At 42.2% G+C, this 25,634-nt stretch carries 26 protein-coding genes; 11 read left to right on the plus strand and 15 right to left on the minus strand.

All coding sequences use genetic code 11. The features are described 5' to 3' along the window. Positions 1 to 111: 111 nt before the first annotated feature. The 4 genes from nhaR (at position 112) to ORQ98_RS02380 (ending at position 3,344) form a co-directional block, all read left to right on the plus strand. Complete coding sequence (nhaR, locus tag ORQ98_RS02365) at positions 112 to 1,014, plus strand: transcriptional activator NhaR (RefSeq protein WP_274687174.1); 903 nt, start codon at positions 112 to 114, stop codon at positions 1,012 to 1,014. Between the two features lie 78 nt (positions 1,015 to 1,092). Then, on the plus strand, positions 1,093 to 1,449 hold the full coding sequence (locus ORQ98_RS02370) for a DUF7352 domain-containing protein (protein WP_274687175.1): 357 nt from the start codon (positions 1,093 to 1,095) through the stop codon (positions 1,447 to 1,449). Positions 1,450 to 1,849: 400 nt separating this feature from the next. Next, positions 1,850 to 2,803, plus strand: coding sequence for a universal stress protein (locus ORQ98_RS02375; RefSeq protein ID WP_274687176.1), 954 nt, complete (start codon positions 1,850 to 1,852; stop codon positions 2,801 to 2,803). Between the two features lie 40 nt (positions 2,804 to 2,843). Then, complete coding sequence (locus tag ORQ98_RS02380; protein WP_274687177.1) at positions 2,844 to 3,344, plus strand: phosphate-starvation-inducible PsiE family protein; 501 nt, start codon at positions 2,844 to 2,846, stop codon at positions 3,342 to 3,344. On the opposite strand, the gene ORQ98_RS02385 is transcribed toward ORQ98_RS02380, so the two are convergent. Beyond that, entirely contained in the window at positions 3,291 to 4,259 is a 969-nt protein-coding gene (locus tag ORQ98_RS02385) for a calcium/sodium antiporter (RefSeq protein WP_274687178.1), read from the minus strand. The genes ORQ98_RS02380 and ORQ98_RS02385 overlap by 54 nt on opposite strands. Positions 4,260 to 4,493: 234 nt before the next feature. On the opposite strand from ORQ98_RS02385, the gene ORQ98_RS02390 reads away from it, so the two are divergent. Both ORQ98_RS02390 and ORQ98_RS02395 read left to right on the plus strand, forming a co-directional pair. After that, positions 4,494 to 5,099 carry a biliverdin-producing heme oxygenase gene (locus ORQ98_RS02390; protein ID WP_274687179.1) on the plus strand — a complete coding sequence of 202 codons (606 nt, stop codon included), beginning with the start codon at positions 4,494 to 4,496 and terminating at the stop codon, positions 5,097 to 5,099. Positions 5,100 to 5,213: 114 nt separating this feature from the next. Beyond that, entirely contained in the window at positions 5,214 to 7,841 is a 2,628-nt protein-coding gene (locus tag ORQ98_RS02395) for an ATP-binding protein (protein ID WP_274687180.1), read from the plus strand. Between the two features lie 19 nt (positions 7,842 to 7,860). Here the strand turns inward: ORQ98_RS02395 and ORQ98_RS02400 are convergent, their stop codons facing one another. From ORQ98_RS02400 to hypE, 7 genes are read right to left on the minus strand one after another with little or no spacing between them, the layout of a single operon-like run. Beyond that, positions 7,861 to 9,159, minus strand: coding sequence for a Ni/Fe hydrogenase subunit alpha (locus ORQ98_RS02400; RefSeq protein ID WP_274687181.1), 1,299 nt, complete (start codon positions 9,157 to 9,159; stop codon positions 7,861 to 7,863). Further along, positions 9,159 to 9,968, minus strand: coding sequence for an NADH-quinone oxidoreductase subunit B family protein (locus tag ORQ98_RS02405; RefSeq protein ID WP_274687182.1), 810 nt, complete (start codon positions 9,966 to 9,968; stop codon positions 9,159 to 9,161). The genes ORQ98_RS02400 and ORQ98_RS02405 overlap by 1 nt, the downstream gene beginning before the upstream one ends. Before the next feature lie 3 nt (positions 9,969 to 9,971). Continuing rightward, positions 9,972 to 10,826: an FAD/NAD(P)-binding protein gene (locus ORQ98_RS02410; RefSeq protein ID WP_274687183.1), complete on the minus strand. Its 855-nt coding sequence runs from the start codon at positions 10,824 to 10,826 to the stop codon at positions 9,972 to 9,974. After that, the gene (locus tag ORQ98_RS02415) at positions 10,816 to 11,919 is read right to left on the minus strand and encodes a 4Fe-4S dicluster domain-containing protein (protein ID WP_274687184.1); all 1,104 of its coding nucleotides are present in this window, start codon (positions 11,917 to 11,919) and stop codon (positions 10,816 to 10,818) included. The genes ORQ98_RS02410 and ORQ98_RS02415 overlap by 11 nt, the downstream gene beginning before the upstream one ends. After that, the gene (hypB, locus tag ORQ98_RS02420; RefSeq protein ID WP_274687185.1) at positions 11,912 to 12,637 is read right to left on the minus strand and encodes a hydrogenase nickel incorporation protein HypB; all 726 of its coding nucleotides are present in this window, start codon (positions 12,635 to 12,637) and stop codon (positions 11,912 to 11,914) included. The genes ORQ98_RS02415 and hypB overlap by 8 nt, the downstream gene beginning before the upstream one ends. A 53-nt stretch (positions 12,638 to 12,690) precedes the next feature. After that, positions 12,691 to 13,017, minus strand: a complete 327-nt coding sequence (locus tag ORQ98_RS02425) for a hydrogenase maturation nickel metallochaperone HypA/HybF (RefSeq protein ID WP_274687186.1) — start codon at positions 13,015 to 13,017, stop codon at positions 12,691 to 12,693. Between the two features lie 23 nt (positions 13,018 to 13,040). Continuing rightward, positions 13,041 to 14,081: a hydrogenase expression/formation protein HypE gene (gene hypE / locus ORQ98_RS02430; protein ID WP_274687187.1), complete on the minus strand. Its 1,041-nt coding sequence runs from the start codon at positions 14,079 to 14,081 to the stop codon at positions 13,041 to 13,043. 277 nt (positions 14,082 to 14,358) lie between these two features. Between hypE and ORQ98_RS02435 the strand changes: the two genes are divergently transcribed. Then, positions 14,359 to 14,586 (plus strand): hypothetical protein, encoded by a 228-nt coding sequence (locus ORQ98_RS02435; RefSeq protein WP_274687188.1) that lies wholly within the window; start codon positions 14,359 to 14,361, stop codon positions 14,584 to 14,586. Positions 14,587 to 14,700: 114 nt separating this feature from the next. Here ORQ98_RS02435 and hypD read toward each other — a convergent pair whose 3' ends face one another. The 6 genes from hypD to ORQ98_RS02465 form a co-directional block, all read right to left on the minus strand. Next, positions 14,701 to 15,822 (minus strand): hydrogenase formation protein HypD, encoded by a 1,122-nt coding sequence (gene hypD / locus ORQ98_RS02440; protein WP_274687189.1) that lies wholly within the window; start codon positions 15,820 to 15,822, stop codon positions 14,701 to 14,703. Continuing rightward, positions 15,819 to 16,067, minus strand: a complete 249-nt coding sequence (locus tag ORQ98_RS02445) for a HypC/HybG/HupF family hydrogenase formation chaperone (protein WP_274687190.1) — start codon at positions 16,065 to 16,067, stop codon at positions 15,819 to 15,821. Before ORQ98_RS02445 ends, hypD begins: the two co-directional genes overlap by 4 nt. A 125-nt stretch (positions 16,068 to 16,192) precedes the next feature. Beyond that, on the minus strand, positions 16,193 to 17,554 hold the full coding sequence (locus tag ORQ98_RS02450; RefSeq protein ID WP_274687191.1) for an MBL fold metallo-hydrolase RNA specificity domain-containing protein: 1,362 nt from the start codon (positions 17,552 to 17,554) through the stop codon (positions 16,193 to 16,195). A gap of 2 nt (positions 17,555 to 17,556) precedes the next feature. Beyond that, positions 17,557 to 17,985: a universal stress protein gene (locus tag ORQ98_RS02455; RefSeq protein ID WP_274687192.1), complete on the minus strand. Its 429-nt coding sequence runs from the start codon at positions 17,983 to 17,985 to the stop codon at positions 17,557 to 17,559. Positions 17,986 to 18,031: 46 nt separating this feature from the next. Then, positions 18,032 to 20,467 (minus strand): carbamoyltransferase HypF, encoded by a 2,436-nt coding sequence (gene hypF, locus ORQ98_RS02460; RefSeq protein WP_274687193.1) that lies wholly within the window; start codon positions 20,465 to 20,467, stop codon positions 18,032 to 18,034. Continuing rightward, entirely contained in the window at positions 20,464 to 20,952 is a 489-nt protein-coding gene (locus tag ORQ98_RS02465) for a hydrogenase maturation protease (RefSeq protein WP_274687194.1), read from the minus strand. Before ORQ98_RS02465 ends, hypF begins: the two co-directional genes overlap by 4 nt. A 205-nt stretch (positions 20,953 to 21,157) precedes the next feature. On the opposite strand from ORQ98_RS02465, the gene ORQ98_RS02470 reads away from it, so the two are divergent. Together ORQ98_RS02470 and ORQ98_RS02475 are read left to right on the plus strand one after the other, a co-directional pair. After that, positions 21,158 to 22,198: a LysM peptidoglycan-binding domain-containing protein gene (locus ORQ98_RS02470; protein WP_274687195.1), complete on the plus strand. Its 1,041-nt coding sequence runs from the start codon at positions 21,158 to 21,160 to the stop codon at positions 22,196 to 22,198. An 841-nt stretch (positions 22,199 to 23,039) separates the two neighbouring features. Next, positions 23,040 to 23,726 carry a hypothetical protein gene (locus ORQ98_RS02475; protein WP_274687196.1) on the plus strand — a complete coding sequence of 229 codons (687 nt, stop codon included), beginning with the start codon at positions 23,040 to 23,042 and terminating at the stop codon, positions 23,724 to 23,726. Positions 23,727 to 23,806: 80 nt separating this feature from the next. Here the strand turns inward: ORQ98_RS02475 and ORQ98_RS02480 are convergent, their stop codons facing one another. Then, the gene (locus ORQ98_RS02480; RefSeq protein WP_274687197.1) at positions 23,807 to 24,562 is read right to left on the minus strand and encodes a GGDEF domain-containing protein; all 756 of its coding nucleotides are present in this window, start codon (positions 24,560 to 24,562) and stop codon (positions 23,807 to 23,809) included. Between the two features lie 339 nt (positions 24,563 to 24,901). On the opposite strand from ORQ98_RS02480, the gene ORQ98_RS02485 reads away from it, so the two are divergent. Together ORQ98_RS02485 and ORQ98_RS02490 are read left to right on the plus strand one after the other, a co-directional pair. Further along, positions 24,902 to 25,240: a chorismate mutase gene (locus ORQ98_RS02485; RefSeq protein WP_274687198.1), complete on the plus strand. Its 339-nt coding sequence runs from the start codon at positions 24,902 to 24,904 to the stop codon at positions 25,238 to 25,240. A 116-nt stretch (positions 25,241 to 25,356) separates the two neighbouring features. Next, positions 25,357 to 25,575, plus strand: a complete 219-nt coding sequence (locus ORQ98_RS02490) for a hypothetical protein (RefSeq protein ID WP_274687199.1) — start codon at positions 25,357 to 25,359, stop codon at positions 25,573 to 25,575. The last annotated feature ends 59 nt before the right edge of the window (positions 25,576 to 25,634 follow it).

The raw sequence follows: 25,634 nt of genomic DNA on the forward strand, positions 1-25,634 counted from the left end.
TTGAAAAATATTTATTGCAGCCATTAACGTTAGTAAGACCTTAGTCATTTTTTATCTGGGAATTGGCGGTTTTGTCGTCAGTTTGAATCACAAACACGTTGTGCCCCGTCAATGCCAAACACGCTTAACTATAAACATTTGTATTATTTTTGGGTGATTGCTCGTGAGGGTTCCCTGGCTAGCGCTAGCAAGACGCTTAATCTCGCTCCCCAAACCTTGAGTGGTCAATTGGCAACCTTGGAAGAGTCACTAGGAGGGTTACTGTTTAATCGACAAGGCCGGCAACTAACGCTGACCTATTTGGGTAAAGCAGTCTTACGTTATGCCGACCAAATGTTTCAGGTAGCAGAAGAGCTTAAACAAGTCGCTGCAATGGTTACCAGTCGGCGCTCAATTCAGCTTTCGGTAGGGATATGCACCTCTATTCATAAGCTGGTGGCTTATCAACTACTGAAGCCTGCCCTATCGCTTGACCAAGAAGTAGCCCTGACGTGTAAGAGTGGCTCGCTGGACTATTTGATGCAACAACTTGAAAGTCATCATCTTGATGTTGTGCTAGGAGATCAATTACCGCCAGCTAAATCAGACAGGTTAATGCACTGGTATGAGCTAGGTCAGTCAACCATCAGTATCTTTGCTGCGTCAGTACTGGCTGAAACGTTACGCGATAACTTCCCTTTTAGCCTGGATAAACAACCCATTTTAGCGGCAACCTTTAACTCCCCTTATTTTCAACAGTTGATGCAATGGCTCGGACAGCAAGGGGTTACCCCCATCATTCGAGCCGAGGTGGATGATAGTGCGTTAATTAAAGTATTTGGTGCCCACGGCTTGGGCGCTTTTGCTGCCCCAACGGTGATTACTGATGAAGTTTGTCGGCAATACCAAGTTGAACTGGTGGCTAATATCGACGCAATCCAAGAAAAATTATTCGCCATTACCCGCAACCGATTTTCCAGCCACCCAGCAGTAGAAGCCATTTGCAAGCAATACATCGAAAAAACCGAACAATAAAGACGACTTAATCTGCTTTTCTCGATCCTAATACTGAACCAAACTCAACTTAAGCATCATCAATAGGAGGATCGAGTAATGAAAACGATACATAAATATCCATTGCAAGAAGGTATTAACACCCTAAGCCTGAAGCAAGGTTTTCGCATTGTCCGATCAGAATACCTGTTAATTGAAAAAGCCGTTTATTTATGGATTGAAGAGCCGTTAGCTGTTGCGACGCCTGAATGTAGCTGCCAGTTTAAAGTCGTCAAAACTGGGGAGCCTATCCCTGAACTTTATGAATACCTTGATACGGCATTAGATACCTTAGGGCCAGAAGCGTATCATGTTTACAAACTCCCGGCTCAAGAAAAACAATATCAACTAAGTGAAGTGTTTCAACCACCTCGAAAAATCAATCAGGCTGCATTAGCCTTGTTACGGCAGTATTAATTGCTTTTTACTTAATAAATAGGTCATCAGGCAGTTAACGAATAGTGTACTTTTTAGACGAGGTCACCAAGCGATGAAGCCCCAGGCGTTTAGGTCAACTAAATGACTGGGGTGAAAGCAGTTGAATGTTCCCTCATAAGCTGCATTCACACCATCGATGGTATTCAACGGTGGTAACAAGGCCGGGGCATAAAAATCATTCGCAAAGAGTATACAACGGTTGTCTTGGTCTTATTACTCAGCACCATTATTTTTGTTTGTCATTCAAGGTTTTTTTAAACAAAAAATAGTTTAGGTCGTTTTGCAGGATGCTTTTTAGTGGTGGGTTACGGTAGCTGTTTACTATGGTTATACCAAGCACATCAATCAGTATGAAAAAGCAAATTAAGAGGTCTTAGCTATGAAGATCAGTAAAATATTAATACCGTTAGCGCCTAGTCAAGTGCTAAATGAGCAGTTTCACCAAATATTACTAGTAGCGAACCAAAATAGTGCTTCTGTGACTTTATTTTCAGTTGTGGAAGATATAACCGCTACCCGAATGGCTAAATATGTACCGTTAGAGCTAGCCAAAGAATTAATGGATGGTATTTTAGAAAAACAAGAGCAACAACTATTATCCTATGTGGCTAACTTAGAAACGCGTTATCCCAAAATTAACTTCGATGCTAAAGTAAAATCAGGTACTGCCTTTCTAGAAATTATCCTCTTCTCGGTTAAGTATCAGTATGACTTAATTGCCATTGATGCTAATCGTGGACATAAACAATATGCTGCCCAGTCTGGCAGCACAACCAGACATTTAATGCGTAAATCACCAGTACCGGTTTGGACAACTGCACGAAATGCTGAGCCACAAGCAAGGCATATAGTAGCTGCGGTTGATTTAGCTGCCCCAACCCCTGAAGGCACTGAATTGAATAGCCTAGTGCTAAGTTTTGCTGCCTTTCTTGCGCGTTCACTCGATGCAAAGCTGCATATTTTTCATGCTTGGCAACTGCCCGGTGAATCTTATTTTCGCAGTTGGGGGCGGTTTCAAGAAAATGACATCCACAAATATGCGGATATTGAGTTAAAAGACAGAGAAGCAGCAATGCAAACACTGATCAATCGACTGGCCGTTCAAGATTTATCACCAGAAATAGCATTAGTTGAAGGTGAACCTGAAACCCAACTGCCTGCTTATATAACAAATAATGCAATTGATTTATTAGTCATGGGTACGCTATGCCGTACGGGTATAGCCGGCTTTATAATCGGCAATAGAGCTGAAAGTATTCTGGATTCACTCACCTGTCCCGTCATTACTTTGAAACCAAAAACATTCAACTCTCCTGTTATGCAGACAAAGTAAAGAGACCATTGTAGAGTATTGTATTATTTGGAGGCAGGTAGTGAAGAATGAGGCTAACGAAAAGCTGATTGAGAAACTGTACTTTGTTATTCATTGGTCTGTTAGGTTACTAGCCATATTAATGGTGTTCGTCATTGTGATGGGTGTTATTGATGTAGGCTGGACGCTATATCAGAAGTTAGTAACACCACCGCTTTATATACTGACGATATCAGATATGCTGGCGACATTTGGCGCATTTCTCGCCGTTCTGATTGCGATCGAAATATTTATTAATATTACTATTTACCTAAGGGAAGATGTTATTCATGTTAAAATCGTCATGGCAACTGCACTAATGGCGATTGCTCGAAAAGTGATTATTATGGATCATGAATCATCCGACCCCTATTATATTTTGGCAGTGGGCGTGGTTGTTTTGGCAATGAGCATAGGGTACTGGTTAATCCATACACTACCGAGAAAAAATCACCTGGAGGAAAATGCTTTACACTCGGGCGGTGAAGTCGAATCCCCAGCGCATCAAACCGAAAAACACTAGTAAAGCACCTTCTAAACGGGATATGCGCCAGCCAGTGCGCATAAAGAATACAGTCACAAGCACCATGGCTGTAACGGCTAATAGTGAAATACGTGCCATTGGATCGGTTGTGACGGGTTGTAACATCCCCGCTAAACCCAGCACGCCAAGCAGATTGAACAGGTCACTGCCAATAATGTTGCCTGCACTGAGTGAATAATGCCCTTTGATAACCCCAGTCAGGCTAGTAGCAATTTCCGGTGCAGAGGTGCCGGCTGCTACAATGGTGACAGCAATGACCCATTCGCTAACACCAAAATCAGCCGCAATGGAAGCAGCTGCATCCACCATTAAATGAGAGCTAGCCAGAATCAATATCAACCCTCCTCCCAGCATCAAGCATTGTTTAAAAAGAGGATGATTAGCAACTGACAACACCGCCTCTGATGATAAGGAGTCATCACGCTGATACAACAAATAAATGATATAGAGAACCAACCCGGTAAACATTATAGCCCCTTCAAGGCGCCCCAAGTGTAGATCAAGCCCCACGACAATGGTCAGAAATACCGTTGCGGCGAATAACACCATGCCATCCCGCCACACCAGTTTGCTACTGGTAGGAATGGCTTTAACCAGTGCACAACCGCCCAAAATAAAACCCAAATTAAAAATATTGGAGCCAACAATATTGCCCACGGAAATATTGCCATGGCCTTTCAGACCAGCAATCAGGGTCACAGCAAATTCTGGTGCAGAAGTGCCCATAGCCACTACAGTTAAACCAATCACCAGCTCTGATAGACCCAGTAACTTTGCTAATTGTGAGGCAGAAACCACCACCCATTGTGCACCTTTGGCAATCAACAACATGGTTACCAACACAATTAACGCATTGAGCCAGATAGGAGTATTACTAAGGAGATTACCAGTCATAAGGTTATTTTCTTATCAATGAAACGACATAGGTTGTTTACTATTAGTTATTTGTAATTACCATTCTTGTGTGTGGTACGCTCCAGAAAATCATTGTGCTAAACAAAGCCAGCTTTGAACATAGTCCACTAAACAACATGAAACGTTATAAATAATTAATAAAACGGACACTAAACGGCACTGCAAACAGGATAGCTTCTATATGAAGTAGAAGGATAAGGGAGATTAAGTTAAATGAGTGCTAAGTCTGAATTGATTAAAAACGCGTATGTAGAACCAACCATACTGATACTGCTCCGGCAAGCCACTCATGATATACATCAACGATTACATAAACACCCTTTACTTCAACCATTAGTACAGCAATCATTAACAAAGCAGCACTATATCTTATTACTACAAGCATTTGAAAGGTTCTATCAGTCAGTCGAAAAGCGTACATCAAGTAACACTTTATATGACGACTTTCAACCTAATAGTAATACTATAACCCATGACCTTATTACTTTAGGTGCGCAAATTAACCCCATTAACGAACAACCAGTCATTGTTATTGAAAAGTCAGAAAGTGCAATATTAGGTATGCTTTATGTGTTAGAAGGTTCGAAACTGGGGGGGCAACTCATCGCTCAGAATATTAAAAACACCTTAGGCTATACAGAAAAAAATGGTACTGCTTTTTTTTATGGAAATGGTAAACAAACAGGTGAGCAATGGCATCGGTTTCTCCTGTTGTTGGATTCACGTTGTACACATCACAGCGACTGTATAAACAGTGCCTGTCAAATATTTGAAATACTTGAACAGTGGTTATGGCTTGTTTACAAACGATACATTTAATTTAATACTGTTAACAAAGAGTATATTGATATTAGTTTCTATTTAAAATTGTCCCTCGTGAGCTATTATTTATAGGTTATAAACTGATTAAGTGTGATGGAGTAACACTTTTATATGAATAGACGAGGAGTTTCCAGAAAATCATTAAATGATGATGAATTAAAAAAGGCTATTGATGGTTGTGATAGTGAGCAGATTCATATACCCGGCTCAATTCAACCTCACGGCTATATGTTAGTGCTTAGTCAAGAGTTTGAAATAGTTAAAGTAAGTCGTAATTTTTGCAGTTTAATTGATCAGCCGTTACAAGCTATTATTGGCCAAGATTTAAAAGTCTATTTTGGTGAAGACATCATTAAAGCGCTGAAAGACATGCTATCTGTTGGTGCGCTTTGTCATACTCGTTATACGACACTTTCATTCATAGAGAAAGAAGACTTACCGCAATTTGATGCGGTGCTTCACCAGTCTAAAGACTATCTAATATTAGAGTTGGAAATCCATAAGTCAGGAAAAATAGAATTTCAAGAGCATGATTTTTATCAAAAAGTTATGCAATTTTCCATTCAGTTACAGCAAGTACCAACACAAACAGCACTCTATGACTATGTTGTGTATGAGATGCGTCAGTTAACGGGCTTTGGGCGAGTTAAGTTGTATCGCTTTGATCAGAACTGGAATGGTGAGGTAGTAGCCGAAAGTCGAGATATGCAGATACCTATGCCCTCTTATCTTGGGCTGCATTTTCCTGCGTCAGATATCCCAAAGCAGGCTAGAAAGCTATATTCTCAGAACTTCATACGACTCATTGCTGATACCTCTTATGAGTCAGTTCAGATTGTACCCGACGACCTTTGTGAGAAGGGTCTGCCCATCGATTTAAGTTATGCATGCCTAAGAAGTGTTTCACCTGTCCATATGGAGTACTTAAATAATATGGGGGTTGGCGCATCCATGTCGATTTCAGTGATGCAGAATGAACGGCTATGGGGGCTTATTGCCTGTCATCATAATAGTCCTTTACATCCCCCCATTTCGGTACGAATGGCAGCAGAGTTAATGACTCATACCTTTTCTGCTTTCTTATCAAACTTTATGCAAGCAGACCAGGAAAGTGAAATACAAAAAAAGCAAAGTTATATTCGCGAACTCAATATTTCACTTAGGCCAGATAAAAGCATGCTGGAAACGTTGAAAAGAAAACATGCTTTATTATTACAAGCCGTCGATGCCGATGGTGTGATAGTGCATGTGAATGATAAAAACTTTGCTTTTGGTCTAATACCTGAAATGTCGTTTGCCAACGATCTTATAGATTGGTTAGAGATGAACGGCGATGGTAAAGTATTTGCGAGCAACTCAATTGCGAGGGATACAAATCTGTTGGTTCGAGGTCAATCAATGGCAAGTGGGGTTTTAGCCATTCCAGTGAGTTCATCGATGACAGACTATGTCATGTGGTTTCGGCAAGAGTTAGTAGAAGAAATAGACTGGGCTGGACGGCCTGAAAAGAGAGTAACTAAAGATAAAGTTGGTTATCATCTAACACCGAGGGCATCATTCGCACGCTGGAAAGAAGGCCTTCGTGGTTATGCCAAAGCCTGGGAAGCTGATAATATCGAGGCAGCTGAGCATATTACTAAACTATTGCTGAATAAAAAATATGAAGATAAATTGAGACAGGCCAACTATGACCTGCAATCCATCCTTGATAATTCCAGCGCTTTTATTTATATCACTGATACTTCAGGTAACATTATTAGAATTAATGAAAGTGCAATCGAAGCTTTTGGCCTAAATAGCGAAAATATTGTCGGCTACCATTATCGGGAAGTGTTTTCTGGCGAATTTGTCGAGCTTGAGGATAAACAACAGGAAACACTAATTTCCTCACAAAAATCAGCAACATTTAACGCTGACTTCTTCTTAAATGAAAAGGAGTTTCATTTAATTACCGTTAAGTTTCCTTTATACGACACTAATGATGATATTTATGCACTATGTAGTATTTCAACTGATGTATCTATGTTACACAATACTCAAGAAGAGTTACGTCGTTCAAATAAAGAGCTTGAAAGGCTAGCCTTTATAGCGTCGCATGATTTACAAGAGCCTATCCGTATTATATCTAATTTTACCGGGCTACTGGGGCAGGAATACAAAGATATTCTGGATGATAATGCTAAAGTCTATATAGACTTTACTTTAAATGCTGCTGAGCGAATGCGCTTTTTAATTAATGATTTATTAGAATTTTCTCGAATGGGGCATGAAGAATATGAACCAGAAATTATTGATGCTCGAGGAGAGATTGTTAGACTGATAGAACAGTTTAAGATTCTCGATACAAATCAGGATGCGTCCATTACTATTGAAGGTAATATCCCTGATATATACATGAAGTTAGAACATTTCTCTTGTGTAATGCAAAATTTAATCAGCAATGCTTTAAAGTTCAAGGATAAACAGAATCGACCTGTAATTAACATCAGCTGTCAAGAGAGCAAAACTGATTGGCTGTTTGCTGTTTCAGATAATGGAATTGGTATCGAAAAGGAGTATTTTGATAAAATATTTTTGCTCTTTCAGCGCCTCTATAATAAGAGTGAATATGATGGTACCGGTATAGGGTTAGCATTAGTTTCTCGTATTCTTGAGCGTTATAATGGGAAAATATGGGTCGAGTCAGAGTACGGAAAAGGAAGTTGTTTTTACTTTACGATCCCTAAAAAAGAAATGTGAAATTTATAGCCTGCATCGATTATTTTCTAACTATTTTAAATTCCAAAAAATGGGTCGAGCAGGAAATACAGGGATCATAATTGCGGATGACTCTTTCACAGAAAAACTTCAGCGCGTCATCACTGTTATTTAAACCAAATTTTTTGACAGAATATTTTAAATCCTGCTCTATCCGGGCTTGGTTCTGACTGGTGGGCGGGATAATTGTACAATTAATTACTCGCCCCTCGTCGTCTAGCTGGTAGTGATGGTAGATCATCCCTCTTGGGGCTTCTGTACAGTAGCAGCACTCCCCTGCTTGTGGTGTCACTGGCAGATGGGCATCTCCTGTTGGGCAAGGCTCAGCCAGCAGTTGTTGTGCTTCAGTTAACGCTAAAATAATCTCTACTGCCCGGGCCTGAATGCTGGTAAACATATTTTGGTTGGGAAACACCAGACCATTATCATTAACTAGCTGTTTGATGGAATCAGGCAAAATAGCAACATTATTATTTAATCGGGCTAATGGGCCAACTAAATAATCCTTACCGTCCAGCAATGAATAAAAAGCGGTCGAATGCCGCACCTGATGTTCTTTAAAATGATCAGGATATTGCCAGTAATGTAACGTTAAACCATTACTGGTAGTAATATCTCCACCATTAATGGGATAAATCTCTGAGTGTTTCAGGCTGACCCAAATAAAATCATGGCTGTAGTCCGGTAATTGCAAACTGGCTGTCCAACGTAATAGCTCTACTGCAGCTGGTAAGGCTTGATCCACTTGTTGTCTGGCTGCATCCCAGTTTGCCAGCTCAGGCAACCGACCAAAGCCCCCCACTTGTAAACCTACTGGGTGTACTGAACGGCCCCCTAACAAAGTCATCAAGGCATTACCGGTTTCCTGGATTTGCATACCCCGTTGCAAGACCTGCGGATGCTGCTTAGCCATGCTTAAGGCGCTCTCAAACCCTAAAAAATCAGGAATAGCTAAAAAGTGAATATGCAAAGAGTGGCTTTGAATCCATTCTCCCAGATTCATTAGTCGTCTGAGCTGGATTAAATGATCAGGCAATTGAATACTAAATAAGTCTTCAATGGCTTGAACTGAAGTGAGCTGATAAGCCATAGGGCAAATCCCACAGATGCGAGCATTCAGGTCAGGCACATCCTGATAGGACTTACCTTCCAGAAACTTTTCAAATAACCGGGGGGGCTCAAAAATTTTCAAGTATAGCTTATCAATTGTGTCACCCTTGGCGGATAACTCTAATGCCCCCTCCCCCTCCAGGCGGGTGACAAAAGGGACTTTTAAAGCAATCTTACGCTGCTTAGCCATTATTCGATTTCCTTAACCTCAATCGCCTGCCAATGGTGGCTTTCTTTCCGAAAGGGTTTGCTATGGCTGTGGATTGAGGCAAAGCGCTGGGCAATTTCCCGTGGGACTAGGCCTAGCCCAGCAAATCGATTGGCCAGGCTATGGCAATTGGGCTGCTCTGAAGGACCAAAACAACCATAACAGGCTCGCCCAAAAGCCGGACATAACGCCCCACACCCTGTGCGCACCACCGGCCCTAAACAAGGCGCCTGCTGGGTGACCATGACACAAACCAGCTGGCGACGCTTACATTCCATACAGAGCTTTTCAGCCTCCGGCCGGGGTCTTGCGCCAAATAACAGCTGACGAATAAAGTGATTGACCTGCCTGACAGTAATGGGGCAACCCCACAGTTCAAAATCCACTTTAATATGCTCAGCCACCCCAGTTGAGGTCGCTAAGGTGGCGATAAAATCAGGGCGAGTATACACCGCTTGCATCCAGGCATTGCCATCAGCCATATTCCGTAATGCCTGCACCCCGCCACTGGTAGCACAGGCACCAATACTGACCACTAGTTTGCTGTTTTGGCGAATCTGTTGGGCACGCTTTAAATCTTCGGGAGTAGAGACACTGCCTTCCACAAATGCCAGGTCTACTTTTTCATCAGGGTGGTTCAGGCCTGCTTCAATAAAGTGCTTAAAATCAACCAGCTCCACTAGTTCCAGCAAAGTGGCCCCTTGGTTCAGAAAAGCCAGCTGACAGCCTGAACAAGATGTCAGTTTATGAAGGGCCACGGTCAGTTTGGTTGGGTTCACTTGCTGGCTCACTCCCTAAACTCCTGCCAGGCCAAACCAAGACTTAATTTGCGGATAGTGAAACACGGGGCCATCTTTGCAGACAAAATAAGGCCCTAACTGACAGTGGCCACAGGAACCATGACCACACTGAAAATTCCGCTCTAGGCTTAAATAGACAGATTTATCGGAGACTTGATGTTTAGCTAATTGCTTCAAGGCCGCTAGCATCATAATCTCCGGGCCGCACATCAGCACTGCACAATGACTAGAGTCAAACTGAGCCAATGCCAATAATTCAGTCACCATGCCCAGCCGCCAGTGATATTTGCGTTTTTTCTCTTCACTGGCTGCCAGTAATACCTGGCAATCACCTAAGTCACGCCAGCGTTCATACTGGGGCTGCCACAACAAATCGTTATGGTGCTTCACCCCTTGCAGTATCACGATCCGGCCATACTTGCTGCGGTTTTCTACCGCATAATGAATTGCTGCAACCACTGGCGCACAACCTAGTCCAGCGGTAATGAACACCAAATCCAGGCCTTCCAGCTGGCGTAATGGCCAGCCTTGACCAAATGGTCCCCGCAAGCCTAGTTGGGCACCAATATCCAAAGCCACCAGTGGCTGAGTAACCCGACCAACAGCTCGGATAGTGTGCAGCAATAAATCGTGCTGCCAGCCCATAATGGAGATAGGCACTTCCCCTAACCCAAACAAATACAGCATATTGAACTGGCCAAAGGCAAAATCAAACGATGAGTTCGTCTCCAGTGCCAGGTGCAAGGTGTAAATACCCGGTGACTCCTGCTGTTTTTCTGCCAGCGTTGCCACTATTGGTGTTTGTAATTTAGTCGGTGTTTGTAACTTAGAGAGTAGATCAGTCATCATCAGCCTCGCCCTGTAACAAAGCCTGAGCTTCCTCAATCAGATCAATTCCCACTGGGCACCAGCTAATACAGCGACCACACCCCACGCAGCCACTGCGTTCAAACTGCTGTTGCCAGGTAGCCAGCTTGTGGGTTAACCACTGGCGGTAACGCTGGCTGATTTCTGGGCGAAAAACTTTCCCTACAATATAACTATGCTGCTCACTGAAACAGGAGTCCCATAGCCGCACTTGCTCAGCCTGCTGCCCTTTAACATCACTGTGTGACTCCTGCTTGGAGCAAAAACAAGTGGGACAGACCAATGTGCAATTGCCACAAGCCAGGCAGCGTTCAGCCACATCCTGCCATTGAGGGTGATCCAGCCTGTCCACCAGTTTCAGTAATTGCTGTTCGTCTGGCATGACTCGTTGCTGGTAGGTGGCCGCTTGAAGCTGTTGTTTTGCCTCGGATAGCTGCTTTGTTTGGGCTTTGGCCAGCGGTAACTGCTGAATGATGACCTCGCCTTGATCACTGCCACTCGCCACCAAAAAGCCAGTTTCCAGCTCATCCAGCAAAATATCAAAACCAACGGTAGCAGCAGGGCCATCACTGGTGGAGACACAAAAACAGGTATCGGCACTGCGGGCGCAATTGACAGCAACGATGAATAGTTGCTGTCGCTGTGCTTGATAATATGGGTCAGGTAATACCCCGTTGAGAAAATGCTGATCATGAATGTTCAGCGCTGCCAGATCACAACCTCGTAGGCCAATAAATGCCCTTGGCTGAGCTTGCTCGGGCGTTTGGCGAAAGCATAAACCAGCTGCTGTTTGTTCTGCTTGCCATAGGTGCTGCTCTGGCTTAAACAGCCAGGGTTTGAGTGCTTGAGGGCCTGTGTTCCAGTAAAAACAACGCTGGCCAGCGGTCTGTTCCAGTTGATAGTGCCCTGGCGATACTTGCTCCTGCCAGCCCGTTGGAAGCTGCTCAAAACCCGCTAATGGCACAAACACAATGGCACCGTCCTTTACCGTTGGCCCAATTACTTCATAGCCCGCTTTGCTAAGTACCTGATACAGTGCTGGAAATTGCTGCCTTGATAAAAAGCCTTTATCCATGGGGCTGGTGGGTATGCAGCGATAAGGTTTTGATAATCGGTTTACTGGTGGTTAACCAGTGTTGCCAGTCAACGAATCCCTCTCCAGTTTTCGCTGATAGTAAAAAGATTTCTGCCTGGGGATTTAACTGGCTAATTGCTTGTTTGACTTTGGTCAGGTCAAACTCCAGGTAAGGCAGTAAATCCGCTTTATTGATAATGACCAACTCACAACTGCTAAACAGATGAGGGTATTTTTCCGGCTTATCATCACCATCAGTGACAGCCATCATCGCTACTCGGCGCTGCTCACCCAGGTCAAACAACGCTGGACAGACCAAGTTACCGACATTCTCAATAAACACCAGACTGCCTGCTACTGGTGACAGGGCTGCTAACCCCACTTTGATCATTTCCGCATCTAGGTGGCAGCCAGTACCCGTGTTAATTTGCAGAGCCTTGCCTCCCATCGCTTGGATACGTCTGGCATCATTGAGGGTTTGCTGATCCCCTTCCAACACCGCAACTTCAGGTAATCCCTCAGCCAAGTCAGCTAAGGTGGCTTCTAGTAATTGAGTTTTGCCAGCGCCTGGTGTCCCCATCAGATTAATACAGGTGATATTTTGGTTAGCTAACCACTGCCGGTTTTGCTCAGCAATTGCTTCGTTTCCTGCCAACAAGGATTGCTGTAATTGAAGGCTATGAGCATCAAAATGCAGGTGATGGTGTTGGCTATCCATGCCCGGCTCTGTTAACAGGGCTTTTTCGCTTGAGCATCCACAGTGATTACACATTAGGTGAACTCGATTTCAGTGAGAGTTAATTGCTGTCCTGAGATCAAAGTATAGTTATAACTACCACAGGGGCACGGTAAGCCCAGCCTGACTAGTTCAAACAATTTCTGGCAATTATTACACCTGGCCTGACCACAAGGGTTGTCGATGACCAATTCAGCCTTGGACAAAGCGGCTTCTTCTTTCACCATCTCAAAACAGAACTGCAACCGATCAGGGTCCACGCAACTAAGCCCACCTACCTCAATACAGATTCTGCGGATGTTTTTATCGGTATAGGGTCTGACTTGCTGGAGTAGTGCTTGGATAATGGAGAGTTCGTGCATAGTTCCTTATGCTTCTCGAATGATTAACAAATTCGTGGTAGCTGCACGCCATGGGGTGTTTCCAACATTCGTTTTCCGCCATAGGCTGTCGATAAATAAACCATCCCTTGAGATGCCTCGGTAACTTGGCCAACCACTTTGGCTTGTTGTCCTAGGGAATGGGACTGCATGAGCTGGAGGGCTTGCTCCGCCTGCTGAGCTGGCACTATAAAGGCAGCCATCCCCTCATTGGCAAGAAACAAAGGCTCTAAACCAAGGATTTCACAGATAGCTTGGGTTTGGGGGCGAATGGGTAGTTCAGGCTCAGACAGCTCAATGGTCACTTGGGAGGCTTTGGCAATTTCATTCAGTACCACGCCCAAGCCACCACGGGTGGCATCACGGATACAGCGAATTTGTGGACATTGGGCTAATAGGGGCTGAATCAATAAAGATAACAGGGCGCAATCGCTGCGAAGGTCACTGTACAGCCCCAGGTTTTCTCTGGCTAACATCACCGCGGCACCATGGTCGCCTATAAAGCCATTGACCAGGATTTTGTCCCCCGGTTGTGCTGCACTAACCTTTACCTGAATTTCACTGGGTATAACCCCCACCCCAGAGGTATTAATAAACAGCTGATCAGCCATCCCTCGTTGTACCACCTTGGTATCCCCAGTGACTATCCTCACCCCAGCTTGTTGAGCGGTTTTGGCCATAGAGCTGGCAATGGATTCCAGCAGTTTGAACTCAACCCCTTCTTCAATAATAAACCCAGCACTGAGATACAAAGGCTTAGCGCCCCCAACAGCGAGGTCATTAACAGTGCCACAGACCGCTAGTTTGCCAATGTCACCGCCGGGGAAAATCAATGGTGTCACCACAAAGCTATCGGTGGTAAACGCCAGTCGATCCCCATGGGTTGTGAAGTCAGCTAACGGCAGTTGCGCTTGATCTTCTTTAGGCAGGCCTTGCAAGGGAATGTCATCAAAGACACTGAGGAAAATCTCATCAATCAACTGCTGCATAGCTCTGCCACCCGCACCGTGAGCCAGAGTAATAATGGGGGACTCTGCTTTAACCAAAATCCAAGTTCTCCTTATCAGACACCCAATTTAGCTCCTTCTCCCTTTGAAGACTGTCTCGAAAGGGGGTGAAAATAAGTCTAGTGTCCAATATGGAATAACAGACTATTCTTCTGCCACTCTTGAAGGGCCATCCTTGGCCCATCAAGAGTTAAAGCGACATCCATGTCGCAGCGATAGAATACTCTGTTACCCCATATCTGCTAGCTTTTGCGAGAACCCTCCTGGATGGGATAGGCTACTGCAAATGCTGAGAAATATGGAGTGATAGGGTGTTTTGGAGCAGCTGTCGGGAACAGCTAAAGCTCTAAAGGCCATGGATGGCCTTGTAGAGCGGTGGAAAAATACCCTGTTGCTCCATATTTATTCTCCAACAGCCTGCTATCCCATATCAGACACAAAACTCAGTATTCCTCTGATACTTGAGGTGCTTACAAAACGTTATGAGCGAAGCAAAGACAAGGCAAAAATCGACGACTTGAAGCAAAGCGAAAAGAACAGCTGAAAGCTGGCCCGTAGGGCGAGGAGTTTGCTCCGAGTAAAAGGCGGAGTTTATATTTGAATAAATGAGCACTTTGAGTCGATTTTTAACGCAGTATTTGCAAGCGCAATAGTTTTGTTATGTACCTTTGTAGTAATAATAGGCTGCACATGCTCCCTCTCCCGACACCATCAGTGCTCCCCGAGGATTCTCTGGTGTACATTGTTTGCGAAATAAGGGGCACTGGTCAGGCTTAAGCTTTCCCATTAACACTGCATTACAGTAATCAGGGTCTTTTATTTCAGCAGAAGATTGAGGCAAGACTGTGCTGTTCAGCAGCTGCCTAGCGTCAAACGCCTGATAACACTCTTTAATTTTGACGCCAGAACCGAGGACCATTTCTAGTCCTCGCCACTGACTATCTACACCATCATCAAACACAGTTGAAATAGCCCGTTGCGCTGATAAATTTCCCTCAGCGGTGACCACTCGTGCATAAGCATTTTCGATTTCGCAACGATCCTGCGCTAATTGCAAAATGAGTTGATAGAGCGCCTGGAGAAAATCTACTGGCTCAAATCCGGCAATCACCAGTGGCTTTCGGTAACGTTCCGTAATAGGCTGGTAGGCATTGGCCCCAATAACCATGCTGACATGGCCAGGCCCAACGAAGCCATCTAACTGCACTTTTTCCCCTGCTAATAATGCTATTAGGGTTGGCATCAGCCGGATGTGATGACACAAAAAACGTAAATTATTAATGCCTTGCTGAGCGGCTGTAAGCAAAGAAAAAGCGATGCCAGGCATAGTGGTGTCAAAGCCAATGGCGAAAAAAACCACCTGTTTTTCTGGATTATTTTTCGCTAAGGCAATGGCATCTAACGGAGAATACAACACTCGTATATCCGCACCTTGCGCTTTGGCCTGCAACAAACTTTTTTTCGAACCCGGTACCCGCAATGGGTCGCCAAAACTAGTAAAAATCACTTCTGGTTGTTCAGCAATAATCACTGCTTGATCAATGGCTTCAATGGGTAAAACACAAACAGGGCAGCCGGGGCCATGGATAAATTCAACAGATTTGGGAATTAACTGATCTAAGCCAAATTTAAAAATAGCATGGGTATGCCCACCGCAAACCTCCATAATCTGTAATGGGCGCCCCCATTTATCAGCCAGTGGGTCCGCGACAGTCTGAATCAGCGTAATCAGTTTGGTTACCTGGCTACTGTCACGGAAGGCACTCGTCAGCATCATCATTGGCTATCTGGGTCCATTTGCGCCAATAAACCCAAAGCTCGATCTGCTTCTTCCTGGTCAATTAATGCCATGGCAAAACCGACATGAAGTAATACCCACTCTCCCACTAACGACTCAATCGTTTTTCCCTGTAAAGTCAACATCGCCACACTCACCTGTCGCTGCACTCCAGCTGTTTCTGCCAGAGCCAAGCTGTTTGCCAAGTCCGTAATAGCAACAATTTTTGCCGGTATGCCTAAACACATGGTGAGTAAAATAGATCACTCAGGAAATTGGGAATAATCAAACTGCACTCCTTGCACTTTGATTTTGATTGGGAATTTTTTAGTCACAGCAGCAAGCTTCAGGTACATGCCTGAAAGCCCCTTCTTTATTTTAAGCTGACACATTCTAAATAATCAGGTACTCGAACAGGCCACCCAAGGTCATCTTGAATATGTAATCGCATAGCATCTGCTGCAACCGGCTCACCATGGGTGACAAAGGTCATTTTGGGCGGTTGGGTAAGCTGATTTAACCAATGAAGAATTTCGTAATAGTCTCCATGGGCTGATAAACTATCGAGATGATAAACAGAAGCTTTTATCGGGTAGTATTGCCCATGAATTTTAATCTGGGTTGCCCCGTGGGTCATAGCATCACCTCGGGTGCCTGGTGCTTGAAAACCAACAAATACAACACTGTTTTTATGATGAGAAACTAACGTTTTTAAGTGGTGTAATACTCTGCCACCGCTTGCCATCCCACTTGCGGAAATAATGATGGCAGGAAACTTCTTTTCATTTAAGGCAATAGACTCTTCTGCGGTACGAATAAAATGAGTACCTTTATCAATAAGGTGGCACTCTTCTTTGGATAATTTATGCTCTTTATAATGCTGGCAGAATACTTCGGTAGCACTGATTGCCATTGGGCTGTTTAAATAAACAGGAATATCTGGAATCGCTTTTTTGGCTTTTAGCTGTTGAATAATATACAACACTGTTTGAGTACGCCCTACAGCAAAAGCTGGTATAAGAACAATACCACCACGTTTGATCGTTTTATTAATCACAGCCTCTAACAACTGATAAGGATCAGAATTTTCATGGCGGCGATCACCATAAGTGGATTCTACTACTACATAATCCGGCTGTTCTTTGATTGGCTCTGGTGCTTGCATAATAATATCATTACTTCTGCCAACATCCCCACTAAATAGAATTTTGCAATTTTTTGTTTTGATTAACAGTGCCGAAGAACCCAAAATGTGTCCAACGGGATTAAAACTAACCTGCAAGCCTGTTACTAACTCGAAAGTTGTATGGTAGTGTTTTGTAACGAATGACTTGAGAGAATCTCTAGCCTCTGCTTCTGTATATAAAGGTAAAGCAGGATGATGTTTTGAAAACTTAAATTTATTGGCGTAACGAGCATCTTCTTCTTGGAGAAAGCCTGAATCTGGTAGCAAAATATTACACAACGCAAGTGTTGCTTTAGTACAATATATTGGGCCACTAAAGCCATGCTTAATTAAGGCGGGAATATAGCCACTATGGTCTAAGTGGGCATGGGTTAATATAATGGCTGTTATAGCAGCAGGATTAACAGGGAACTGCTGCCAGTTACGTAATCTGACATTTTTAACCCCCTGATAAAGCCCACAATCAACAAGTATCTTTTTATCTTGATAAGTAATTAGATACTTTGAGCCTGTTACTGTTCCTGTGCCTCCTAAAAATTGTAATTTCATTGTTATCGTTTCAATACTAAAGTAGGGCAAGTAGTAAATCTAATAACCCGTTCAGCCACTGAGCCTAGCATAAATCTTTTAAAACCATGGTAACCATGAGAAGAGATAACAACTAAACTGGCATTGACGTTTCTTGCATATTCAGCAATTTCACTACCAGGGTCTCCCGATAAGACAACGCTGTTAATTCCCTGCCAGTTATGCTTTTGAATATATTGTTGCAAATAAGCTTCTACTTCTTTTTGGTGTCTTTCTTCATCCATTTGCACAAAAGCTGTACCAGCCGTAACATAGTTTACAGGGTATTTTACATGTACTACTGTCACTTTCTGTGGAGACTCTGCCAGTTCTAACGCTGACTTAACGGCATCTGTGCACTCTTCAGAGAAATCAACAGGCACAATAATTGTGTTGATTTGTAGTAAGTTCATACAGAGTACCTCTGCTGATTAACCTTCAAAATCATTAAATAGTCCTTTATTTATTGAAGTCGCTTTTATAGGGTTTTTCCCTAATTTTTGCTAACGCGATAGCCGCTTGTCCTAAAGCAATACCACCATCATTACTGGGTACCTGGCTATGGGAATAAACCATTAGTCCTAAAGCGCTAAGCTCTGCTATTAGCTCACTCAGGATCAGTTGGTTTTGGAATACTCCGCCACTTAGCGCCACTTCTGTAAATCTTAACTGATCCTGTTCTAATAGCTTGATCACCAGTGCCTTTAGCCCTTTCACCAAGCTTAGCTGAAACTTAGCCGCTAACTCAGGCTTACTGATACCCTGGCTTAATTCTGTCATCATTTTTGGCCAGATAGTGGTGGTATCCAGTAACCAGTATTCCTGATTACGATAGACAGTAAACGGGTAGTAATCATTAATACGGGAATGATGTGACAAGGCCATGGCTTCCAGCTTCATAGCCGCCTCTCCCTCATAACTCAATTGCCCAGGGGCGATTGCTAATAATGCAGCGACTGCATCCAGTAACCGGCCCACAGAACTGGTTTGGGGGAATATATCTGTCATTTGTAATAACAATTGAGTTTCAGCGGTATTCAGTTGTTTTAATACATAAAGTGCTGAATCGCTTTTAGATAACGTTCGCCAACAGCCTGCTTGGGCCAACAGCGCAATCAAGTTGCGCCAGGGCTGGCTGTTAGCTTTATCGCCGCCTAATAATGGAAAAGGTTTTAAGTGGGCGACTCGCTGATATTGATGATAATCCCCTAATAACAGCTCCCCACCCCAAAATGAGCCATCATCACCATAGCCAAGCCCATCTAAAATAATGCCTAATATGGGTTGCTTTGGTATCACTTTATTTTCAGCCAGACATGCTGCTAAATGCCCATGATGGTGTTGTATTTTAATCAACGGCAGTTGTGTTGTTTTGGCTATTTGTATGCCTAACCGGCTGGAAAAATAATCTGGATGTAAGTCAACAGCAACTGCCTTGGGTTTTACCCCTAGCAATGTTTGCAAATTGGCAATATCTGCATGTAATGCGTGAAAACAATCAGGATGAGATAAGTCGCCATTATGGGTAGACAGTACTGCTTTGCCTGCTGTGGTCAGGCAAAAAGTATTTTTTAAATCAGCACCTAACGCTAACACTACATCATTATGAGTACCCAAAGTGCTGGGTAGTTTAATCATGTTAGGCACATAACCCCTGGCCCGGCGGATTAACCGAGGCTTACCTACAATGATCTTCACCACGGAGTCATCGCAACGATGCACAATAGCCCGATTATGCAATAACCAGCCATCAACTAAATTGGATAATACGTTCTCAGCCTGATCATTATCAGTGCAAATAGGCGCCCCGCTTACATTACCGGATGTCATGACTAAAGGCTGACCAAACTGCTTTAATAACAGCCAGTGTAAAGGAGAATAAGCTAACATTACCCCAATAAACGCTTGATCAGGTGCTAACTCATCAGCTAATAGTGGTTGTTTAGAAACTAACTGTTTTTTTGCTAATAATACAATAGGTGCAGAAGAGCCGGATAAATGCTGCTGTTCCACTAAAGTCAGGTTAAAGAACTGTGTAGCTTGATTAAGGTCGCGCATCATAATTGCCAGGGGTTTAACTGGCCGGTGTTTACGTTGTCTTAACCGATTAATAGCGTTGCTATTGGTGGCATCACAGGTTAGTTGAAAGCCCCCGATTCCCTTGACTGCCAGTATTTTTCCTGCGGCTAACCACTTACAACACTGGTTGATTAACGCCTTTGTTTGGCCAGTTATTACATTATTTTTATTATCTTTTAGCCAAATACTAGGGCCACATTTCGCACAAGCAATGGGTTCTGCATGAAAACGCCGGTTAGTTGGGTTTTTATATTCTGCTTGGCATTGCTGACACAAAAGAAAGTTGGTCATAGTGGTACGGCTTCTGCCGTAAGGCATCGCCATAATAATTGAAAAGCGCGGGCCACACTGGGTACAGTTGATAAAAGGATAACCGCCACGCCGGTTGTTAGAATCAGTTAATTCGGCTAAGCAAGCTTGACAAAGCGCTAAATCAGCAGGAATAGCAATAGCCTGTCTTATTTGCCATTGTGCGCTTGTCACTCTATTGATTGCTTTTTCATCGTTATCACTGACCAGTATTTGAAAACGGCCAGTTTTTTCTTGGAAAGTACAAGATTGCCACTGAATTTGATCGATATACGCTAACGCAGGACATTCTGTTTTCAACCGGTGACAAAAGTGCTCAGCGATTTCAATGGTGGTAAAAAGTTTGATTTCAACACCACAGCAGGTGTTTTTAACACTGCCTGATAGCCCCATATTCTGGGCTAATTGGTATACAAAAGGACGAAACCCAATGCCCTGAACACAGCCGCTAACCAATAAAAGAATACCCAACCGTAATGAAGCACGCTTTTGAATTTTCCAGCTCACCCCTGCGATAACTCTTTTATTATTTTTTGATGTAACCGATAACAGACATCAGATAACGTTTGCTCAACTTGCTCACTTAATTTGCCACTAAAAGGAGTAAAATTAGCACCACCTATAGCCACTATATCAATGACAGGTAATGGATGAATTAATAAAGGTACTAACGACAATAACTCTTTAATCCCCCCGCCATGTTCAATACTTTGGGCTTCTTGTAAAAAATCAGCCCCTTGATCAGCCTTTAGTTCAACACTAGAAAAATAAGTATCTTGTCCAACCTGACTTGGACTGTTAAAACAGTCAATTAAGATAACTTTTTTGCAATGACGAAATTTCGGTATGAGTGTTAAGCCACCAGTGTTGCCATCAACTAACTCGACACTGTCTGGCCAACGAAACTGTTTCAGCATTGTGACTGCATGGTAACCAATCGCATCATCACCATGCAATGGATTACCTGCTCCAATGATACGTATGCTAATCAAGATCACTATCGTTGTTGTATTTTATTATCAATATTATAGGGCACCTCTAATAAATACCCCGCTTTAGAAATAAACAATGATTAGCTGAGACAAGGTCCTGCATATCATCTATCTTTAATGGGTTATATTTTAGCCAACCCAAGCAGCATATTAATCAGTTGTTGCAAAATCATGAGCTGGATTGAATATCCAAAGGAGATGGAAAATGAATATTGCATTGAAATATACCATTTTACCCAATAACACTTACAACCGCTTAGCAAAAAGTTTCAATGAGTGTGCAGGTGTATCCTGGCAAAAAATAGAGCAAGCGAACCCTGGCATTTCACCTAAGTATTTAACACCAGGGCAAGTCATTAGCATACCAGCAACAACAAGTGACAAAATCGTTTTGCACTATACCATTTTAAGTGGTGACACTTATTACAATATTGCGCAAAGGCTGGCTGAAACAGCCAACATAACAGTCAAAGATCTTGAACAAGCCAATCCAGGAGTTACAGCTACCGATCTTCGAGTCGGTCAAGTCATTAATATTCCTGCGACAAACACAGATGCTTCTACGATTTCAAGTACACAACAATCAACCAGCACCACAACAAAGGCATCAACGATTGGTTATTATGACTGGACCTGGTCACCTACCTCAGCTACTGCTGATGCTAATTTGGGTATAGCATTCAGTGGTTGGGTTGATCCACAGCAAGCGCTTAGTGACAGCAACAATGTTTATAGTGATCTTGCTGGCAAAAAATACATCAGTTTAGGCGGGGGAAATGATAATGGTAGCTGGACAAGTTCATCACTGAGTGAAGTAACCAGCGCAATCAATCATTCAGACTTCAGCCAGTATGATGGTATTGTTTACGATATTGAAGTTGGCGATTCAGGGTTGGCAACATCATTTGAGCAGTCGTTTCAAGCAGCTAAAAAGAAAAACCTCTCAGTGCTAGTCACTGTCAGTCACTCCGCACCCTATGGCATTTCAGATGCATCTACACTGATGCAGCGTTTTTTTAATAGTAATAATATTGATATACTTTCCCCACAGCTGTATACCACAGGTAATGAAACAGAGAATGATTATGCTATTAGTCAAGGTGTACAGTGGAGCCAATACGCCGAGGCAAAACCTGAAATTGTTGTCAGTATTGTGAAAGCTGATATGTACCAAAGTGCTGTAGAGTACTTCTCAAAAGTTAACGTCAATTTAAAAGGCTATCTTGTTTGGGCTAAAAGCAGCTAAAGTTCATTCGTTTTGACTATATAAAAATATTACAATAACGTTGATATAAAGTGGCTGCTGTTTGAAGTGCCACTTTACAGAGTATTCATAAATATTTTCCATCTTAAAGTATACCCGTCGCGAATCATTTTTAGTTTTTGTTATACCCTTCACGAATGATTTCTAGGTTTTGTTATCTTCATTCCTCGCCCCAATCACCTATTATTTATAGGCTCATGGGGTCTCGTCATTTGATGGCCGCACCTAAAAACCATTCGTATTGGGTATATCATCGTTCCTAATCACCAAGGATGGTGTGAACGCAGTGAATGCATTATGACATGGATGTCATATTAGGGCAATGCAGGAGCAATGGCCGAGGAGCATTTAACTGTCACCTCAATCACCTATTTCAATAGACTCGTGAGGCTTCGTCACTTGATGGCCTCACCTAAAAAACCTTCGCATTGGGTATACGTCATTGATGAATGATATAATCTGTCAATTTTTTTAGCAATGCAGCCTGAATAATAATTAAACACTCCAAATAAAAACTAAAAGCACGAGACCTCCCTGAAAAATTTAATTCACTTAAAACCGGTAAAAACATCAAAAAGTCGTCATATAGTTGATAAACTGCTAATAAAATAGCATCAGATGTAACCTATCTGACTCTATTTATCATTACAGTCAGATGAGATAAAAAATCCTATATATAAGCAATGTCTAACTATTTTACAAATAGCAAATACAAAATAAAACAAGATCTTTAGCTTATTAATTTATATTATTTTTTTATAGTTAAGGTATAAACCTTGCGTATCTTCTCGTGAAAATAACATCAAATCAGGGAAGATATTGAATGAATCTAATTAAAGCGTCTGCTTGTGTAGCGTTTTGTAGTATCACTAGCCTTTCTCATGCATCTCTTATTGATTTTACAGGTGGCACTGTGCATCTTTTTAATGGGGGAGCGGCTGTCACAGATAAATCAACCAACTATCAAGAAGTTGATTATTATGTAGAGGATGGTGTTAAGTTTGACTTTATTGGTCCTTCAGGAACAGCCTCTAGCTACAATATAGGCAACTATTATGGTGTTGAAAATGATGTCATTCATGGGCATTGGAGTGCAGGACCTTATGGTGATATGGAATCCATTGTTGTCAATATGCTTGATGGAAGTGCTTTTGATTTAAACTATTTTAAAATTACCACTAATACCAGCAATGGTGGAGGGCCTGCCAGTGGTAATGAGAAAGTTTACTTAAATGCGCTTGCAGATGGGGTCAATATTTCTTTTTCTATGTTGCTTCCTTCAGATGATTGGGGCTTTAATGGACCTAATGCAGAAATCTACCTGGGTACAGAGTTTGACAATATTTCTGCATTTTCTATTACCTATGAGGCCAGTGCAGTAGGGTTTGGGATGGATGAGTTTTTCATCGATGAGGAGCCCACACCTATACCAGCGCCCATTTCTATTTTATCGCTTGCATTAGGTCTTGCAGGACTTACTCTCAATCGTAAAAAAACCAATAGAAAATGACTTATCTCTGATATGCTGGTAGTGGGTTGTTAGTATGATCTACTACCATTTTTTGAGGATAATCAGGCTACTGACATAACTTATATATTACTCATATTATCTTGTTCACCTTGTTCATCTAATACGATTTTACCCTGTCCTTGTTGTTTAGCCGCTAATAATGCCCTTTCAGCTCGCAGATAAAGCAAATCGCTGGTCTCCAGCTTATTATATACTGCAACACCCTGTGATATGGTTCTACTAATAAAAGTATGCTCATCTACAGGTAGCTTTATCAAGCTAACCGCTTGCCGTAGCCGCTCGGCGATTTCTTTTGCTCCTTCTATAGAGCAATAAGGTAATATTATTGCAAACTCTTCCCCTCCTACCCTGGCAATCACTTCATTACTTCGTAATGTCTTGGTAACTGTTTCAGCAATAGCTACTAGAAACTCATCACCTATCGTATGGCCATACTGTTGGTTTATGAGTTTAAAACTATCAACATCCAACATAATTAAGGCAAATGAGATTTCATGACGTTTTGCCGTTGAAACCTCTTCAACTAAGCGGCTACGAAAGTAACGTATATTAAACAGTCCTGTGGTCGAGTCTTTTACAGATAGTTGCCCAACAACCGTTTCGTTATATCCAATATACCAGCCAATACAACCAAATACGACCATTGAGCCAATTAACATATAAAGGTACAAACCAAGGTTCTGGTAAACCTCAAACCATACATTTTGCCCTTGCAGCCATCGAATCAATAGCCAACCAGCGGGTGGTGCTAACGCAAGAAACAAACCTTGTACTGATCTTATAATCTGTTTGTAGCTTATTAACTTGACATCCACCTTACCCTACTCATAGCTTTAACCATATTGATATACCAAAGTATAAGATATAGCTGTCATTCTGTAATGGTTAGAACAACAGCAAGAGCCCTCCCCAACCAGCAACTAAAATATTGGCATACCCTTAATAACGTTGCCTTTTTATACAGTAAAAAAGTAAGGCGTAATTTAGTGTAATTGAGCATGTAGCAAACAAAAATTATAATAAAAAGGCAAGTTAACAAACCAAAATCAAGGCTTATATTGATCATCTCAACTACGTTTTTTATTTACCAATATTCATGTTTAGGTAAAAAGAAGTTAAAAAACACCTATGGTTAACAGTATAAGGTGATTATTATGGAATATAATAGATGGAAAATAGCAGAACTACGGGACCTAGTAGATGAGTTAGACTCTATTCTGCTATACGTTATTGAACAAAGAAGAAAAATCACTTATCAGATTGGTAAAATAAAAAAGAAAGTTGATATGCCAATCTTTACTGCCAACCGTGAAACTGAATTATTCAAGCGTTTATATCAACAAAGTGATCAAAAAAGAATCCCTAGAGACCTAGTAGAAAGTATTTTTAGAAACATTATCAATGACTCCTATAATACACAGCAGGATTGTCATAAAGACAATGTTTTGATATTCAAAAGAAAAAATCCGATTAATATTGACATTACTTTTTAACAACTCTCGTTAAATAATTGGAACATTGAGAATAATGTTGTAATAAGGTGTAGTAACAAACCAAGCGAAGAAGGTTAAGCTGACAAGTAGTACTATCAACACCTAAGGACAGGGCCATGAATACTGAGCTGATCGATCAATATCTAGAAGCTGTTTGTCCAAAATGTCAGTCAGTGATTAAGAAGAAAATTTACGCAGTGATTGGTTGCCAAACCTGTGGACACACAGAAAAAGTAGCACCTGCTACGTTAGCTAACAAGGCCAACAGCTACCGATATGCCAATAGTGCTCCCTGTACTAGCAAGCTACCAGTATATGAACAATCAATGGCCTAATTGTTTTTCACAATCAAAACCATGAATAACAGAGACTGACTGTATAGCTATCAACACAA

The organism is Spartinivicinus poritis (genome assembly GCF_028858535.1).
GTDB lineage: Bacteria > Pseudomonadota > Gammaproteobacteria > Pseudomonadales > Zooshikellaceae > Spartinivicinus > Spartinivicinus poritis.

Coding starts and splice junctions, on each gene's coding strand:
- nhaR (WP_274687174.1), top strand. CDS start 112: ATGCCAAACACGCTTAACTATAAACATTTGTATTATTTTTGGGTGATT.
- ORQ98_RS02370 (WP_274687175.1), top strand. CDS start 1,093: ATGAAAACGATACATAAATATCCATTGCAAGAAGGTATTAACACCCTA.
- ORQ98_RS02375 (WP_274687176.1), top strand. CDS start 1,850: ATGAAGATCAGTAAAATATTAATACCGTTAGCGCCTAGTCAAGTGCTA.
- ORQ98_RS02385 (WP_274687178.1), bottom strand. CDS start 4,259: ATGACTGGTAATCTCCTTAGTAATACTCCTATCTGGCTCAATGCGTTA.
- ORQ98_RS02390 (WP_274687179.1), top strand. CDS start 4,494: ATGAGTGCTAAGTCTGAATTGATTAAAAACGCGTATGTAGAACCAACC.
- ORQ98_RS02395 (WP_274687180.1), top strand. CDS start 5,214: ATGAATAGACGAGGAGTTTCCAGAAAATCATTAAATGATGATGAATTA.
- ORQ98_RS02400 (WP_274687181.1), bottom strand. CDS start 9,159: ATGGCTAAGCAGCGTAAGATTGCTTTAAAAGTCCCTTTTGTCACCCGC.
- ORQ98_RS02410 (WP_274687183.1), bottom strand. CDS start 10,826: ATGATGACTGATCTACTCTCTAAGTTACAAACACCGACTAAATTACAA.
- ORQ98_RS02415 (WP_274687184.1), bottom strand. CDS start 11,919: ATGGATAAAGGCTTTTTATCAAGGCAGCAATTTCCAGCACTGTATCAG.
- hypB (WP_274687185.1), bottom strand. CDS start 12,637: ATGGATAGCCAACACCATCACCTGCATTTTGATGCTCATAGCCTTCAA.
- ORQ98_RS02425 (WP_274687186.1), bottom strand. CDS start 13,017: ATGCACGAACTCTCCATTATCCAAGCACTACTCCAGCAAGTCAGACCC.
- hypD (WP_274687189.1), bottom strand. CDS start 15,822: ATGATGATGCTGACGAGTGCCTTCCGTGACAGTAGCCAGGTAACCAAA.
- ORQ98_RS02445 (WP_274687190.1), bottom strand. CDS start 16,067: ATGTGTTTAGGCATACCGGCAAAAATTGTTGCTATTACGGACTTGGCA.
- ORQ98_RS02450 (WP_274687191.1), bottom strand. CDS start 17,554: ATGAAATTACAATTTTTAGGAGGCACAGGAACAGTAACAGGCTCAAAG.
- ORQ98_RS02455 (WP_274687192.1), bottom strand. CDS start 17,985: ATGAACTTACTACAAATCAACACAATTATTGTGCCTGTTGATTTCTCT.
- ORQ98_RS02470 (WP_274687195.1), top strand. CDS start 21,158: ATGAATATTGCATTGAAATATACCATTTTACCCAATAACACTTACAAC.
- ORQ98_RS02475 (WP_274687196.1), top strand. CDS start 23,040: ATGAATCTAATTAAAGCGTCTGCTTGTGTAGCGTTTTGTAGTATCACT.
- ORQ98_RS02485 (WP_274687198.1), top strand. CDS start 24,902: ATGGAATATAATAGATGGAAAATAGCAGAACTACGGGACCTAGTAGAT.
- ORQ98_RS02490 (WP_274687199.1), top strand. CDS start 25,357: ATGAATACTGAGCTGATCGATCAATATCTAGAAGCTGTTTGTCCAAAA.